General features: G+C 52.6%; 10 protein-coding genes. 4 read left to right on the top strand and 6 right to left on the bottom strand.

Going from position 1 to position 15,808, the window contains the following annotated elements; genetic code table 11:
• The first annotated feature begins 134 nt into the window (after positions 1–134).
• The 4 genes from JWZ98_RS10205 (at position 135) to JWZ98_RS10190 (ending at position 7,201) form a co-directional block, all read left to right on the top strand.
• A complete protein-coding gene (locus tag JWZ98_RS10205; RefSeq protein WP_205454193.1) occupies positions 135–800 on the top strand; it encodes a Crp/Fnr family transcriptional regulator in 666 nt (221 codons plus the stop codon).
• A 153-nt stretch (positions 801–953) separates the two neighbouring features.
• Positions 954–4,370 carry a TonB-dependent receptor gene (locus tag JWZ98_RS10200; RefSeq protein WP_205454192.1) on the top strand — a complete coding sequence of 1,139 codons (3,417 nt, stop codon included), beginning with the start codon at positions 954–956 and terminating at the stop codon, positions 4,368–4,370.
• Positions 4,371–4,418: 48 nt separating this feature from the next.
• Positions 4,419–4,940, top strand: a complete 522-nt coding sequence (locus tag JWZ98_RS10195; RefSeq protein WP_205454191.1) for a hypothetical protein — start codon at positions 4,419–4,421, stop codon at positions 4,938–4,940.
• A 107-nt stretch (positions 4,941–5,047) separates the two neighbouring features.
• Entirely contained in the window at positions 5,048–7,201 is a 2,154-nt protein-coding gene (locus JWZ98_RS10190; RefSeq protein WP_205454190.1) for an adenylate/guanylate cyclase domain-containing protein, read from the top strand.
• A 77-nt stretch (positions 7,202–7,278) separates the two neighbouring features.
• Here the strand turns inward: JWZ98_RS10190 and JWZ98_RS10185 are convergent, their stop codons facing one another.
• The 6 genes from JWZ98_RS10185 to JWZ98_RS10160 form a co-directional block, all read right to left on the bottom strand.
• Complete coding sequence (locus JWZ98_RS10185; RefSeq protein WP_205454189.1) at positions 7,279–7,872, bottom strand: PqiC family protein; 594 nt, start codon at positions 7,870–7,872, stop codon at positions 7,279–7,281.
• Positions 7,873–7,892: 20 nt separating this feature from the next.
• Positions 7,893–8,885: an MlaD family protein gene (locus JWZ98_RS10180; RefSeq protein ID WP_033158797.1), complete on the bottom strand. Its 993-nt coding sequence runs from the start codon at positions 8,883–8,885 to the stop codon at positions 7,893–7,895.
• The gene (locus JWZ98_RS10175) at positions 8,882–9,673 is read right to left on the bottom strand and encodes an ATP-binding cassette domain-containing protein (RefSeq protein ID WP_033158798.1); all 792 of its coding nucleotides are present in this window, start codon (positions 9,671–9,673) and stop codon (positions 8,882–8,884) included. Before JWZ98_RS10175 ends, JWZ98_RS10180 begins: the two co-directional genes overlap by 4 nt.
• A 2-nt stretch (positions 9,674–9,675) precedes the next feature.
• Positions 9,676–10,839 (bottom strand): ABC transporter permease, encoded by a 1,164-nt coding sequence (locus JWZ98_RS10170; RefSeq protein ID WP_205454188.1) that lies wholly within the window; start codon positions 10,837–10,839, stop codon positions 9,676–9,678.
• 160 nt (positions 10,840–10,999) lie between these two features.
• Positions 11,000–11,995: an HD domain-containing phosphohydrolase gene (locus JWZ98_RS10165; protein WP_205454187.1), complete on the bottom strand. Its 996-nt coding sequence runs from the start codon at positions 11,993–11,995 to the stop codon at positions 11,000–11,002.
• 7 nt (positions 11,996–12,002) lie between these two features.
• Positions 12,003–15,803 carry a response regulator gene (locus tag JWZ98_RS10160; RefSeq protein WP_275899220.1) on the bottom strand — a complete coding sequence of 1,267 codons (3,801 nt, stop codon included), beginning with the start codon at positions 15,801–15,803 and terminating at the stop codon, positions 12,003–12,005.
• Between the last annotated feature and the right edge of the window lie 5 nt (positions 15,804–15,808).

Genomic DNA, 15,808 nt, shown 5'->3' with positions numbered 1-15,808 from the left:
TCTGTGATTTAATTGGCCGGCAATGTGTGAAATACTTCACTATCATGACGCAAACTTAGTAAGCTAGGCGTCACATACAAACAGACCGTTATCGAAAGCGGCACTCTACTAAATCAAGCGGTTATAGCCTCATCATGCAAGCAGAAGTCATCGCCAGTCTGAGCAACATTCCCTTTCTCGCCGATTTGCCCGAGGAGGCTTTGGAGGCCTTGGCAGCAAGGGCCAAGGTCATTAAATTCCCGAAAAAGGCGATGATTATCGCCGAGGGCGACCAGACCAGTTCTATGTACGTTATTTTGTCGGGCAAGGTGCGGGTGTTCGGCAGTAACGACAAAGACAAGGAAGTAACCTTATTGATTCAGGAAGCCGGCTCGTATTTCGGCGAATTAGCCTTGCTCAGCGACGAACCCCGTTCCGCCGCCGTGGAAGCCCAGGAAAAAACCGTGTGTGCAGTCATTGCCAAAACCGATTTCATCCACTGGTTGAAACTACACCCCGATGCGGCGATTGCCCTGCTTAAAGTATTGGCGGAAAAAGTCAGATTCCTGACCGAGAAAGTCAAACAAATGGCCTTGTCGAATGTTTACGAACGTACCATTAAAGTGCTGCAAGATATGGCGGAAAAGGACGGCGACGTTTATGTGATTCACAATCGCCCGACCCAGCAAGAGCTGGCGACGATGGTGGGTTCGTCTCGGGAAATGATTAACAAAGTAATGAAAGAACTAACCAAAGGCGGTTACATCAGCGTCGACGAAAAAACCCTCAGAATCGAAACCACCCCACCAGCCTCATGGTGAGCTGCGTATAGCGATTATCGACAACGCATTATCGCTACTGCACATTGGGCCAATTGACAAAAATAAGAAAATCTAGGGCAAAGTTAATTATTACCTTGATCAGTTAGGGTTTCAGACTTTATCATCCGAAAAAAAACATCTTTCGGAGATAAAATGCGCTGCCTTGTGATTTGCTTCATGGTTTTATTTGCGCCAATGTGTTTGGCGGAAACCGATGCGACCGCGACAAGCTGTAGCGTGGAAAAAGCCGCCAAACTGGTTTCGCTGCAAGGCACCTTGTTTTACGACGCCGGCGCCAAGGGACAATGGCAACCAGCACAGTTGGAGCAAAGCCTTTGTGAAGGCAGTCGAATCCGGATTGAGGCGTATAGCCGCGCATCCTTATTGCTACCCAACGGCATCACGCTGCGCCTTGCCGAGGGCACTGTACTCACTTTAAACGGCATCGCCCCCAATCAAACCACATTGGTGGATTTGCTGAAAGGCTTTGTGCATTTCATCAGCCGCACCCCAAAACAGTTACAAATCACCACTCCGATGGCCAACGCCGGTCCGGAAGGCACCGAGTTTGCGTTACGCGCCGACGATGCCAGCGCCGAACTATGGGTTTACGAAGGCGCCGTGCACTTTTTCAATACCTACGGCGATATTCATCTAAAGGCCGGAGAAGCCGGAAAAACCTTGCTGGGCCAGGCCCCCCGCGCGCAAATCGATCTTAAACCCGCCGATGCGGTGAATTGGGCCTTGTATTACCCGGCACTATTGCCCTATTCCGCGTCCGACGTGCCGTTATCCCCTGCTCTAAGCGCCGCGATGCAGAATTATCGGCAAGGCCGGGTCGATTTGGCGCTCACCGCTTTGGACCGGACGCCGCCGGCTGAACGGTCTTCAGCGTTTTTGAAAGCCCGCGCGGCAATCAGGCTCACAGCCGGGCAAAGCCAGTTGGCGATGCAGGATATTCAAGCCTTGCTCTCCATCAATGCGAATGACGCGGACGCTTTAGCACTGGAAAGTATTCTGGCGCTGACCCAAAATCGCAAAGCCGACGCGCTGAATCTGGCCGAGCGTGCGGTGACGGTAAATCCGCAATCGGCGACCGCGTACTCAGCGCTATCCTACAGCCAACAAGCCGGATTCGAACTGGAAAAAGCCCTGGCTGCGGCGCAGCATGCCAGTCAGCTAGCGCCTAACGACGCAATGACTTGGGCGCGACTGTCCGAACTGCAACTGGCCCTGGGCTTGCGCTCAGAAAGTGCAGAATCGGCAACCAAGGCTTTTATGCTGGACCCCAATTTGGAAAGAACCCAAACCGTGCAGGGCTTTTCGCATTTATTTCGAGTGGATACTTCCCAAGCCATGCGCCATTTCGAATCCGCCATCCAGCTGGACTCTACAGCGCCGCTGCCGAGACTGGGTTTGGGTCTAACGAAAATCCGTAGCGGCGACTTGGAAGCCGGCCGCCGCGACCTGGAAATTGCCGCTATTCTGGACCCGAACAATTCCTTGTTACGCAGCTATCTGGGCAAAGCCTACTACGAGGAAAAACGCCCAGCGCTGGCCGGCGATCAATTTGACTTGGCGAAGCAACACGATCCGAAAGACCCCACGCCGTATTTTTACGATGCGCTGCGCAAGCAATCATTGAATCGCCCGGTCGAAGCGCTGCGGGATATGCAGCAGTCTATAGAGCTAAACGAAAACCGTGGCGTGTACCGCTCGAAACTGCTGCTGGACGAAGACGCCGCGGCTCGCTCCGCCAATCTTGCACGTATTTATAACGATCTGGGCTTTGGCCGGGTGGCGTTGAAGGAAGCCTGGAAGTCCTTGGGGCACGATGCCACCGATCCGTCGGCGCATCGTTTTCTCTCGGATGCTTACGTCGGTCAACCGCGCTACCGCGTCGCCCGCGCCAGCGAGCTGTTGCAGGCGCAACTGCTGCAACCGATCAATATCACCCCGGTACAACCGCAATTGACCGGCGAAAATATTGGCATCCTTAACAGTACCGGGCCAGGTAGCCTATCGGTGAACGAATACGATTCCTTGTACACCGGCAACGGCGCGCATATGGTTTTGAACGGCGCCTACGGCAGCCGCAACACTCTCACCGATAACGCCATCGTCTCCGGCGTGTACGATAAACTATCGATGAGTTTTGGGCAATTTCATTATCAAACCGACGGCTTTCGGCAAAACGACGATTACAAACAAGACATCTACAATGCATTTGCCCAGTATGCCATCACCCAGGATTTGAATGTGCAGGTGGAGTTAAAGACCGAGGATGTCCGAAGTGGGGATACGCCTTTTCGGTTGAATGGCACGCAAGCGCTAAACCAGCGAAATTTGATAGAACAAGACACCGTGCGAGTTGGTGGACATTACCGAATCGACAACCATCAAGACTTACTTTTTTCTTCTTTTTATACGACTTACAACAACCAAATCAACGACCGAATATTAACCGTCGCTGGTCCAATTAGCTTCAACCGTTTCACCGACAATATATTGAACATTAAAAGCTACCAAACAGAGCTTCAGTATATTTTTAATCATGAAGATTTCGACATTACCAGTGGTGCCGGTTATATCAATTCCGAAAATGACACCTTATCCAGAAGCCTGGGAAGAAGAAGCACACCACCTTTTTCCGTAACAACCAGTCCATTATTTACCTTTTCTCGACTTACTGAATGGCAAACAGAGTATTTCAATATTTACAGTTATTTGAAATATAAGCTGTCATCTAACTTAAACACTACTTTAGGTCTAAGTTACGACTCTTACGAAGATGCCACATTTAGAAAGTATCAGTTAAATCCTAAAGTCGGCTTTATTTGGACTCCCACGCAAAACCTGACCTTACGCAGTGCTGCCTTCCGCACCATCAAAAGACCGCTAACTAATAATCAAACTATAGAACCCACGCAGGTAGCGGGCTTCAATCAGTTTTATGATGAGAATAATGGTGCTGCCGCATGGCAATATGCAGCTGGTATTGACTACAAACCCACACATAATCTATTTATGGGAGGGGAAATTATTTGGCGTGACAGCCAGCAAACGATTAACAGTATTTCCTCGCAATTTAGCCGGAATGAAGCCACCCACATGGCTTACCTTTATTGGTCGCCTAGCGATTGGCTAACCTTAAAAAGCGAATATCGCTTCGAAAAATTCAAACGCGAATTTACGAATAGCCTAGACCCATCGAACCCGCGTAGTGTCGCCTCGCATCAGGTGCCTTTGTCCATCAACCTGTTTCATAACTCCGGGCTATTTGCCAAGTTATCCGGCACTTTTGTAGATCAGCATGCCACATCGAGTAGGCTTTTAGCTGGCCTTCCCGCCAATGCGCCAAGATTTACAGGTGACAGCGAGAGTTTTTGGGTTTTCGATGCCCTGCTGGGCTATCGTCTTCCCAATAGATTGGGTACGCTAGCGTTGGAAGGCCGTAATCTGTTCGACAATAACTTTGTTTACCAAAGCGTATTCGACGCCAGCGGCCCCCAACTTAGCCCTTTTATCCCTGAGCGGCAATTGTTCGTCAAATTGAGTTTGTTTTATTAATTTGCCGCCTAATTTCGATCAGGTTTTTTTAAAAACAGGAGAAATATAATGAAAAAAAAGCAAGCGGCGACCATTCTATTAATGAGTACTTTAATCATTGCGTGCGATAAAAAAACCGAACATACCCCGCCAGTAAAACAGAGCCCTTCAGTACCGGCACTGCTAAAACAAACAGCGATAATGGCAGAAGGTATTAATTTTAAAACAGGTCAATCTGTTGTAATTGATTCGCTTACAGGCAAGGAAGTCAAACCTTGCACTAAGTCACCGACGCCAGGCAAAGATGGCGCTGCCGGCAAAGATACTCGACAAAGTAATCAAGCAACCGGGGCTAATAACGGAGACTGCCAAAGCCAAATTCTTAGCGTGGACGAAGCCGTAATGAACGCGATGAAAATTACCGGCCCTGTTGACGGCGTGATTTTAAAGAATAATAAAGAAGTTAAAGCCAAGTTTTTTGTGTCAGTAAAAGCCGTATTCGAAGGTTCATACTGCAACACCTTTTACTTAGGCGGCTATCAATATGAAGTCTGCTACACACAAGAAGAAATCGACGCTGCTTTCCAATAAGTAAGCATGTCAAGGCTACCCTGCATATGATTGTTGGTGGACTCGCCTATGCAGTCCACCAAATTCAAAATCCTTTTTAAGCGTATCCCACGACTGGCAAACTCCTTATGGCCCGTCCGTTTCGCATAGTCGCCATTACCGTTCTCGGGTTTTTGCTAAGCACGCTGGTAGATTTAGCGTTCAATACAGAAAGCGAACTGGGTTTGCACACCTTATTTCAAATCCGTGGCCCACAAAAAACACCCGATCAAGTGGTAATTGTCGCGATGGACGAAGCGTCCGAGACTCACTTGGGCGTGGGTCAAGACTTGACCCGCTGGCGCGAGTTTCATGCAAAGCTGCTTGACCAATTACACCACCACGGCGCGAGTTTGATCGTGTTCGATCTACAATTTATCGCCGCTAACCCCAGCGTAGACCCCTTGCTAGCTAATGCAATGCGCGCTGCCGGCAAAGTCTTGATCAATGAATGTGTGCAAAAATTTCGGCGAGGTGTCGAGGACTTTTATGGGCGGGAAGAATGTTCGGACCGCAATAAAATACCCGCCATTTCCCGCGAAGGCGAACCAGCGACAACCTTATCCGAGCAGTTGGTCGTCATGCGTAAACTGTCGCCGACGCCGGTGATTGCTCAGGCGGCGCTAGATAGTGCGCCGTTTTATCTAATAAACGACTCGGAAAACGCCAGTATCCGCGAGTCCTGGACTTTTTACGATGCGCTCGCCGAAGCACCCAGCCTCCCGGTTTTGGCCTGGTTTTATTACCAACAAGCAAGCAGCGCAAATCCCGAAGAACAGCCTTTGTCGGCTTGGTTGACAGCGCAGCGCCGAGCGTGTGCAAACTCACCCAATCTGGACCACCGCGCCAAGCTATTGATCTGCGCAGGCGACAGCCGCTATCTCAATTACTATGGCCCGCCGCGCAGCTTGCGCATGGAATCTTACGCCGACGTATACGACGGTAAAGTTACCGATTTACAAGGCAAAGTGATATTCGTCGGCCGCGCCAACCGCCAATTTTCGCCCGGCAAATCCGACTTTTTTCCAACCCCTTATTCCGATTCGCGCACCGGCAAAATGGCCGGTGTGGAGATCATGGCCACGCAATTCGCCAACTTGTTGGAAGATAGTTTTATCGAAATACCTGCGCCGGTCTGGCTAATATCGAGCTTATTCGGCTTGCTGATCGCCCTGTTGCTAGTCGGTTTTGCCGGCTGGCCCGGTATCGTTCTCAGTCTGGTCTTTGCCTCGGCTTATTCGGGCTCGGCTGTCTGGTTGTTCGGCCTACGTCATTGGTGGCTACCGGTCGCCGGGCCACTATTAATACAACTGCCGCTGTCTTGGCTGCTGAGCTTGGCCTGGTCGCGCTACGACTTAATGCGCGAACGCGGTCGCATACTTGAATTCGTCAGTAGAGTGTTTCCGCAATGGGTCGGCGTGTTGCCCGCAGCGCCGGGGCAATGGACGGAAGCCGGTATCGCTGGAACTGAAAAAGATGTCAGCGGTTTATGTCTAGCCACCGACATCGAGGGCTACACCACTATCGCCGCCCAACACTCGCCACGAGAAATGTGGGAGCTATTGAATACCTATTACCAAGTGCTAGGGCATCCGGTAGTGTCGCATGACGGTGTGATCGCCGACGTCACTGGCGACGCGATGATGGCGGTGTGGTTCGATGCGCCGGTAAGCAACCAGCGCCGCGCCGCCTGCTTGGCAGCATTGGAAATGGCCGCGGCGGTGGAATCGTTTAATCTATCCTCCAGTCTGGCACCACTCGCCACCCGCATCGGCCTGCACGAAGGCGAACTCACACTGGGCAGCCTGGACGCCGGCAGTTCCAGCCATTACCGGGCCATCGGCGATACGGTCAACATCGCGTCGCGAATTCAAGGTGTTAACAAGTATCTGGGCACGCGGATTCTGGCTTCGCACAGCATCGCCGCCGATTTGGATGACATCGTGACCCGACCGGTGGGCACATTCCGGGTAGTGGGCCGCACGGAACCGGTGACGCTGATGGAAATCGTCGGACTCAAGCACGGCAGCGATGCCCAACCTAACGAAGTACACTGCATCTTTGCCAATGGCCTGGCAGCCTTCCAGCAAGGCCTGTGGCCCGAGGCTGTCCGCCTATTTCAAGCGGCACTCGCTTGCGACGCCAACGATGGCCCTAGCCGATTTTATCTGCAAAAAGCTTTGCACTATAGTGAAATGCCGCCGTTGGCATGGAATGGGATCGTGGTGTTGGATAGCAAATAAACCGCAGCAGCGATATCTAAAGCGCTTCCGTTACTCCATGGCGCTTCAGCAGAACAATCAGAGTGTCTTAGCCGCTTTCAACGGCGGGGTCTTGAGCCCAGTCCGGCAATTTCATTCGCCAATTCGATACTAAACCTTGTCAAGCAACGGCTTTGCGCGGCGACACTGGCTTCAGCGCCCTTACCTGCCGCTTCGCTGCACTCAAAGCGTTTGCCGATCACCGCTTCATCGGCTTTTTTCAATTGCCATTGCACGGAGAAGCGGCTTTGGCCGCTGGCGGTTTGATGTAACTCAAGAATATCAAAACTAATTTGGTAATCGATAGCCTGACGCGGTGTCCAGGGATAGCGAACCACTTGGTCTATGCCCAATTGTTTGGCTAAAGAAAGCCGCAAAACCCGGGCAATATTGTCATCCAGACGTTCAGCCCAGCGATGTTGGTCGTCCAATTCATATTGATGCTCGCTCAGCGCAGTGACTAGCTGCGGCCTGTCCAAATACGCCGGCAAATGAATCGGGCCTAAGCCCAACACCGTATCGGCCGGTAAAACGGCAGCAACAGACGGCGTGTCGGTTTCGGCGCTCAACATGTAAAACTGCATCGGCTGACTGCTACAAGCGGCCAGCAGCAGCGCTGAAAGTAGCATTGGCAAATAAATTATGTGTTTCATATTCATCCGGTTAAATCTAGCTATTTGCCGTATATCAACGACTCCGGCCGCCTTTCCAGCGACTCTGTTAAATCCTTCAAGGACCGGGCGGCATTGCGCATTTCCACCAAGGCTTGCCCGAGTTGCGCATCCGGCGCGGCCAAGGTTTCGACAGCGGTCAAAGCGTTTTGCGAGCCTTCCATCACCTTGGTCGCGGCGTTCAGACTTTGTTCGGCGGCTTTCAACACCGGCAACAATTCCTGGTTAAAGTCCTGCAAGGTGGTGCGGGTATCGCTCAAAGCGCCATTGGCGTTGCTCATTAACGGTCCGATCTGATTGTTTAATGTCGCCATCAAACGCTGAGTTTCCTGCAAGGATTTAGCTAAAGCAGCCAACGATTGCTTGGTGTCGTCGGATTGCAGCAAACTACGCATTTCGCTGAGGGTATCCGCCAAATTCTTCATCATCTCCTCGACCGGCAGCTGACGCGCGCGATTGAGAATTTCATCGGCGGTATTGCGGATTTCGTCAACGGTAGTCGGCACGCTGGGCAGCTCGGGTAGGTTTTTGTAATCCAGCTTAATCAGATTGACCGGTTTATCGCTATAAAAATTAAGATCGACATAGAGTAAGCCTGTCAGCAAGCTCTGCGTCTCCAGCCGCCCCTTCAAGCCCGCGTCTATCAGACGTTGCGCGTCCTGCATACGCTGTTTTTTGCTGTGGCCGCCGGATTGCTGTACTGACAAATCTTGCAGCAAGGCGGGGTCGATTTCGATGACCACCGGCTTGAAAATCCGGCCGGTTGCAGAATCCATCACCAAGGAAATTTCGTTGACGTTACCGATCTGCACACCCTGCAATTTAACCGGCGCGCCGACATTCAAACCGTTCAAAGCCGAGTCGAAAAAAATCACGAAGCGTTTTTTATCCTTAAAAAAATCACTGCCGCCAAAGATCATCACGCCCGCCGTCAGCAGAATCAACGCGCCGACCAAAAACGCGCCGATGGCGAGTGGATTGGCTTGTTTGCTCACGCAGGACTCCTCATGTGTCGATGATTGCTATTTTGCTCGGTTTGGTCGCCGCGATTTAAAAATCGAATCACGTTGGGGTGTTTGGATTCGTGCAGCAGTTTTTGCGGGGAACCACCGTCAATATTGGTACGGGTTTCGGCATCCAGAAACACCGAATTGTTGCCAATCGCGAAAATACTGTCTAGATCGTGGGTAACCACGACGATGGTGGCCGACAAAGCGCTACTCAGGCTCAGAATCAGATCGTCCAGCAATTTGGCGGTGATCGGGTCCAAGCCGGCGGACGGTTCGTCGAAAAACAGAATCTCCGGGTCCAGGGCCATCGCCCGCGCCAAGCCGGCGCGCTTTTGCATACCGCCGCTGAGTTCGGAGGGATAATAATCTTCAAATCCCGCCAAGCCGACCAGCGCCAGTTTATAGGAGACAATCTCCCGCACCTTTTTAGCTGGCAACTGGGTGGCTTCGGTAATCGGCAGCGCGACGTTTTCGGCTAAGGTCATCGAGCTGAGCAAAGCACCGCTTTGAAACAACACGCCGGTGCGTGCCAGAATTTGCTGGCGGGCTTTAGGATTGGCTTGCCAGAGGCCTTGATCGCCATAACATACATCGCCTTTTGCCGGGGACTTTAAGCCTATCATATGCCGTAACAAGGTGGTTTTGCCGCAGCCATTGCCGCCCATGATGATGAACACGTCGCCGCGATTGATCGTAAAATTAAGATCGCGCTGAATCACGAAATCGCCGTAAGTCATGGTTAGATTTTTTACTGTAATGCAGGCCTCGGCCATCGTTAAATCCCCAGCCGGTTGCAGATGATGGTCATTACCGAGTCGGCAACGACGATAAACACGATGGCCGTGACCACCGCCGAGGTGCCGGCATCGCCGACCGCCGAGGCACTGCGGCCGCATTGCATGCCGCGCATACATCCCGATAGCGCAATCAAAATCCCGAACACCGAACACTTCACAAAACCGATAATAAAATCCTTCATCTTCACGGCATGCGCGGTGCGGTCCAGATACTCGGTCAACGACACATCGAAAAAATTGACTGTGACGAAACCGCCGCCGATGATGCCCATCAAATCGGCATAAAGACATAAAAGCGGCATGATGATGATCAAGGCCAACATGCGCGGCAACACCAGAAACGCCATCGGGTCCAGGTTCATGGTTTTTAACGCATCGATTTCGCTGTTGACGTGCATCGTGCCAATCTGCGCGGCATACGCGGCGCCGGTGCGGCCGGACATAATGATCGCAGTCATCAATCCGCCCATTTCCCGGGTCATGCCCAGGCTAACCAGGTTAGCAATGTAAATTTGCGCACCGAACAAAGACAACTGCACCGCGCCGACGAAAGCCAGAATCAAGCCCACCAACAAGCTGATCAAGGTGACGATAGGCAACGCCGACGGCCCACACTCTTGAATATACAGCCATAAATCCTGGCGGCGAAAGTGGGCTTGTCCGCGCAACGTGGCGAAGGTGCTGATCATCATTTCCCCGACAAAAATCAACATCTCCTTGCCATGCTGAATGGCTTTGCCGGTGCTGACCGCCAAAGCCTGCGACCACGACCTCTGGGTTTGCTCGCGGTGCGCATCGACGCGCTCCGGCACGGCGGCAACCAGAGCCAGCAAGCCTTGAATCGATGCCGGCAAGCTGGCCTTATCCACAGCCACCTGTTTTTGCTCGGCGTAATCAATTAGCTTAATTAATTCAGTCACCAACATGCTATCCCAACGGCCAAGCGCCGCCGTAAACACGACGATTTTTTCGATAGCCGGGGTTTCAATCTGCGCGAGTATGGGTTCCAAAGCGGGTAATTGCGCATCCAGCACCCAGTCTCCGGATAAGGCAATTTCCAAGGTCTTTGCCTGACGAATCGCGCTGATGGCGCAGCTTGGAGCACTATTGATGGCTGGCGGTAGGATTTTTGACGTTTTCATCCCTGTTGATACTGATAAAACTTAGCCGCAAGTATGCGCAGAACACCGATGCATGGCAATAGCCGACCGAGAAGTATTTTTCCTAAAAATAGCCGGGAGCAACTGCTGCCCTGCATCTTCAAAATCGGCATGTCGGCAGCAAAAAGCTTATCAGTAACTATCAAGTTTTCGCCAATTCGCGAATTTCCCAGTCGGCCTTGATTTGCAAAATTTGCGGTTGAATATCCAGAAAACAGGTCACCATCGCCGGCTCGAAATGCTGCCCGGCGCCTTCGCGGATAGTCGCGACCGCCTTATCGACCGGCCACGCTTCTTTATAAGGCCGGCGCATGGTCAGCGCGTCGAACACGTCGGCCACCCCGACGATACGCACCGATTCGGGAATATTGAGGTTAGCCAGCCCATTCGGGTAGCCGGTGCCGTCCCATTTTTCGTGATGCGACAAGGCCACTTCGGCCGCCAGTTTAAAAATCGGTGCATCGCTTTTCGACAGAATATCGTAACCAATCTGGCAATGCCGGCGCATGATGCGCCATTCGTCTTCATCCAGCGCACCCGGTTTACTCAGTACAGCATCGGGTACACCGATTTTGCCGGTATCATGCATCGTCGCGGCAAACTCCAGCAATTCGGCATCGGCACACGTCCAACCGACGTTTAAGGCCAAGGCTTTAGCATAAGCGGCCATCCGCCAAATATGTACCCCGGTATCGTTGTCGTTATAGTGGCCGGCTTCGCCCAACATATAGATGGCGTCGCGGTGGCTTTTTTCTAACTGCGTCGCTCTTACCAATGATAAATGGGTTTTTACTCGCGCGCGCACCAGACTGGGTACAACAGGCTTACTCAAGTAATCCACACAACCCACCGCAAACCCTTGCTCTTCATCGCCCAAGTCGGATAAAGCCGTGACGAATATGACCGGTATGGTTTCGGTGACCGGATCGGCTTTCAAAGCCCGACAAACTTGGTAGCCGTTCATATCCGGCATCTGAATATCTAGCAAAATTAAACTCGGCCGGTGTTTGGCAACCGCCAGCAGGGTTTCCTCACCGTTACGCGCAAACACCAAACGATAGGTAGGCTCCAGAATTTCACGAAGTATCGCCAAATTCGCGGGTTCGTCATCCACGATCAAAATCGGATTATTAGGCATGGGTATCTTACTGTTTTGGTATATCGAGCTGGTTTATTAACGCCAGAACTAAGCTTTCAGCTTGCCGAAAATTATAGTCGCGAATTTGTGTCGCGAGCGGCGCCAATAACTCGGTATCTACCAAGCCCGCCAATGTCAGCAATAGGCGCTCGGCATGACCGGGGTTATCTTCATCCAGCGCCGTTAATAATTCACTTAACAAGGGTTTGATACCATCGGGCGCCTCGCGTTGAGCACTATGGTCAAGCGGTGACTGGGTGTTTGCGCTTAAGTTACCGATGCTGATGATCACCACGTCAAGCGCCTGTTGCAGCGCTGCGGCGGCCGCAGCCAACGGCTGACTGTGATGCAAGGCCGTTTCCAGTTCGACGCTGCGTTTGGCTACCTCGGTCAGAGCCAAACCGTAAGCCGCGCCTTTTAACTTGTGCGTCAGGGTGGCAAGCTCGGCAAGTTGACCTTGCTCGGCCGCGACACTAATGTCCCGTCCGGCTGTGCGATACTGCTCGACAAAGCGTGCCAGATAGGCCTGGTAAAGATCGCGCTTATGCCACATTTTAAGGCCGGCGTTAACATCGATTCCCGGCCACTCGTCTGGGTCTGGAGTTGTCGGCACAATGAGTGGGGCGGATTGGCCGCGGGGAATCAACCCGTCATCCAGATCGCCGGATGCCAGCCCCGTCACTCCGAGCGGCGAATTGTTTCCTGTCCAACGCCTGATCAAAGCCAGCATTTGCGGTACGTTAAAGGGCTTGGCGATAAAATCGTTCATACCGGCTTCCAGCGCTGCTTCCTGCAAGTTTTTAAAGGCGCCGGCCGTGAGTGCCAGGATGGGTAAATCAGACCACGCCGGATTTTTGCGTATCCGCCGAGTGGCGGCATAACCGTCCATGCGCGGCATTTGCACATCCATCAATACCAAATCCACAGCACCAGGGTTTTTAAACAACCAATCCACCGCGTCTTGGCCGTCGCAGGCCAAGCTGACTTGCGCGCCCTCCGACTCCAAAATGCGCCTCGCCACTTCGCGGTTGATGTCGCTATCGTCCACCACCAGTATTCGCAGACCTTGCATACGTGTGCCTGCCGAATTGGACGATTTATCCGGCAAAACTGGCAGCGGCGGGGGTTTCGACAATACCGCCGCGACGGCGTTATACAATGCGGAAGGGGTTACCGGTTTGCTCAATATCCCCTCGACATGCTTCATATCGGCATCAACCGCCAGCAGTTCCCGGGAATAAGATGAGCTGATCATCAAGATAATGGCTATACGCGGCTGATCTGGGTTAACCGCCGCCAATGAAGCGCGGATAGCTTCGGCTATACTCGTACCGTCGACATCCGCCATGGGCCAATCCAGCAACAGCACGTCATAAGGCTCGGCGCGTTCCAAACTGGCGAGCAGTTCGACGATTGCCGCCTCACCCGAGTCGACGGCGTTGGCATGCCAATCAAGACTTCGCGCCGAGGTATTGACGGCTTCGCGCGTAGTCTCACAATCATCGACCACCAGCAATTTCAAATGGTGCAAATGCGGGAGAGACTGCGCCGGATTGCAGTCAAGATGCCACTGCAACCGCAGGACAAACCAAAATTCGCTGCCTTGGCCGGCTACACTGTTTACCCGCAACTCGCCCCCCATCAAATTCACCAGCTGGCGACAAATTGCCAAGCCAAGGCCCGAGCCGCCAAAGCGGCGGCTGATTGTATTATCTGCCTGGGTAAAGGCGGCAAACACATCGTCCAATTGCGGTTCGGAAATACCGATACCGGTATCGCTGACGGCAAAGCGCACCGCCACCGTATCGCCGCTTTGCCAATCATCGACAGTCACGCGCAACACGACTTCGCCGCGTTCGGTAAATTTAATCGCATTGCCGAGTAAATTAATCAAGACTTGTTGAATGCGCAGGCCATCGCCGACCAGAGCATCGACACCGGCCGGCGGGATAATGATCAATTCCAGATTTTTGTGGTCGGCTGCCGCCGCCATCAAGGCCGCAAGGTGATCGAACATATCGCTGAGCCGGAACGGCAGGTTTTCGATCTCCAGGCGTCCGGCCTCGATTTTGGAAAAATCCAGAATATCGTTAATAATCGCCAATAAAGAACGCCCGGCATCACGAATTTTCCTTACCAAACTGCGTTCTTCTTCGTTCAGCGCGTGTTGTTCCAGCAAATAACAAAAGCCCAGCACCGCATTCATCGGCGTGCGGATTTCGTGGCTCATATTTGCCACAAAACTGCTTTTTACCTGCGTCAAATGCTCTGCGCGTTGCAAGGCTTGGTTGAGCTGTTCCGTGCGTTGTTCGACCAGGTTCTGCAAATGATCCCGATATTGCAGCAATTCCATTTCCTGTTTTTTCCGCACGCTGATGTCCTGTACCGTGGCCACCCGATACATCACCTTTTGCTCGGCATTTTTGACGCTGACCAAATCTACCGCCACGTCAAACTTAGAACCATCCTGGCGCCGATAAACCGATTCGTAACGTATTTTGCCGAATTGGTCGGCTTCATGTAGACGCTGTGCGGCCGATTCGACGTATTCCGGCGCGTACAGGGACAGAATGAGTTGGCCTTCAAACTGATCGGCGTTGTCGTAACCCAGCATCTCGGCAAACGCCGGATTGCAGGTTACCAGGCGGCCGGTCTCGGGGTTGCCTATGGCTATGCCGTGCCCGCAATAGCGGAAAGCATCGATCCAACGCTGTTTTTCCGCGGCCGCGAGCTTGGCTTCGGTGATGTCTTGCACGGTCCCAATCAAGCGCCAGGGTTGACCATCGGCCGTGGTTTCCAGTTTGGCTTTGGACAACAGCCAACGCTGCTGTCCTTGCGGGGTACAAATACGGTATTCCAAACCGTTACCGCTGTTACCCGCCAAACAGTCCTGATGCCAGGCGCGTCTGGCGGCACGGTCATCGGGATGCACCGTATCCAACAACTGCTCCATGGATAAGGCTTGATCGGTTTCGGGTGATAGGCCAAATACCCGAAAGGTTTCTTCGCTCCACATCGCTTGGCCGCCAGGCAGGTAGCGAACCCAAGAACCAATATGAGCCACGGCCTGAGAATCTGCCAGCAGCCGTTCTTTTTCTATCAGGCTTTGCTCGATTTGCCGGCGTTCGGTGATGTCTAAGACAATACCTCGATAGAGTAGAGGCCGACCTTTCTCATCCAACTCTGGTTGACCACGCGACATCAGCCAACGCTCCCGGCCGTCGACTAGTGCGGCAAGCCGCCATTCCACGTTCAACTCGATATTTTGCTGTACTGCTTGGTGAATTGCCGCTTGCGCGATGGCGCGATCATCCGGATGCACAGTGGACAGCCAGACGTCGTAGCTTGCTTGGCAAGCAAACGGCTCCAAGCCATACAGGCGCCACAAACCTTCATCCCATTGATTTTCGTTGGTCTGTAAATTCCACTCCCAGATACCGGCGTTGGCAGCGCGAAGTGCTTGGTTCAAACGCCGGTGGTTAACCTCCGATTCCAAACTGGCAATGCGCTGCAACTCGGCTTTGGAGCGGCGCAATTGTTCGAAAGCCAGATTAAACGACAGCCCCATCAAGGCAAAAATCGCCGTGGAATAGTAATAGCGCACGTCCGCAATGTTAAAACTTCCCTCAGGCGGGATAAAAAAATAGATACCCATTGAAACGGCCATTGCGGTAGCAAGCAGGCCGCTAAGCACTCCTCCCAAGTAGGCACTTAAAAATACCGCCGGGTAGAACAATATCCAGGTCAGGGGCGACAGCGCCGACCATAGCGACCATTGCAGTAAACCTGCGGCCATTGGTATCGCCACAGACA

Source organism: Methylomonas sp. EFPC1, from assembly GCF_016925515.1.
Taxonomy (GTDB): domain Bacteria; phylum Pseudomonadota; class Gammaproteobacteria; order Methylococcales; family Methylomonadaceae; genus Methylomonas; species Methylomonas defluvii.
Note: the sequence above shows the minus strand (reverse complement) of the source record. Positions and strands in the feature narration are given on the sequence as shown.

Excerpts from the sequence above, each read along its gene's own strand:
- JWZ98_RS10205 (WP_205454193.1), top strand. The coding sequence starts at position 135 with ATGCAAGCAGAAGTCATCGCCAGTCTGAGCAACATTCCCTTTCTCGCC.
- JWZ98_RS10200 (WP_205454192.1), top strand. The coding sequence starts at position 954 with ATGCGCTGCCTTGTGATTTGCTTCATGGTTTTATTTGCGCCAATGTGT.
- JWZ98_RS10195 (WP_205454191.1), top strand. The coding sequence starts at position 4,419 with ATGAAAAAAAAGCAAGCGGCGACCATTCTATTAATGAGTACTTTAATC.
- JWZ98_RS10190 (WP_205454190.1), top strand. The coding sequence starts at position 5,048 with ATGGCCCGTCCGTTTCGCATAGTCGCCATTACCGTTCTCGGGTTTTTG.
- JWZ98_RS10185 (WP_205454189.1), bottom strand. The coding sequence starts at position 7,872 with ATGAAACACATAATTTATTTGCCAATGCTACTTTCAGCGCTGCTGCTG.
- JWZ98_RS10175 (WP_033158798.1), bottom strand. The coding sequence starts at position 9,673 with ATGGCCGAGGCCTGCATTACAGTAAAAAATCTAACCATGACTTACGGC.
- JWZ98_RS10170 (WP_205454188.1), bottom strand. The coding sequence starts at position 10,839 with ATGAAAACGTCAAAAATCCTACCGCCAGCCATCAATAGTGCTCCAAGC.
- JWZ98_RS10165 (WP_205454187.1), bottom strand. The coding sequence starts at position 11,995 with ATGCCTAATAATCCGATTTTGATCGTGGATGACGAACCCGCGAATTTG.